Source organism: Pseudoalteromonas sp. GW168-MNA-CIBAN-0100, from assembly GCF_040309225.1.
GTDB classification, from domain to species: Bacteria; Pseudomonadota; Gammaproteobacteria; order Enterobacterales; family Alteromonadaceae; genus Pseudoalteromonas; species Pseudoalteromonas arctica.
Genome location: NZ_JBEOOL010001081.1, coordinates 1 through 237, shown reverse-complemented (window position 1 = coordinate 237; position 237 = coordinate 1). Strand labels below are relative to the sequence as shown.

At 31.2% G+C, this 237-nt stretch carries 1 pseudogene; it reads right to left on the bottom strand.

Annotation, left to right across the window (positions count from 1 at the left end):
• Window positions 1-186 (bottom strand): annotated as a pseudogene (locus AAEY62_RS24680) (SAM-dependent methyltransferase); the annotation flags it as partial.
• Window positions 187-237 lie beyond the last annotated feature (51 nt).

The window sequence follows — 237 nt, the reverse complement described above, 5'->3', positions numbered from 1 at the left end:
ATTATTAACAGTAATCGTTACTTTTGCAGCTGACGATAAATCGCCAAAAGTACTGCGTTCGTTATTATCAACTAACGTTATTTGCCCTGTTTGAATCGATGAAAAGGCTTTAAATACTATTTTTTTATATAAATTAGTAAGCCAGCTTCGATTATTTTGACAACGTAAATGCGTCGCTTTTTCCATAAAATCACCTATATTATTACTCTTAAACAACATAACAACTTGCTTTATGGC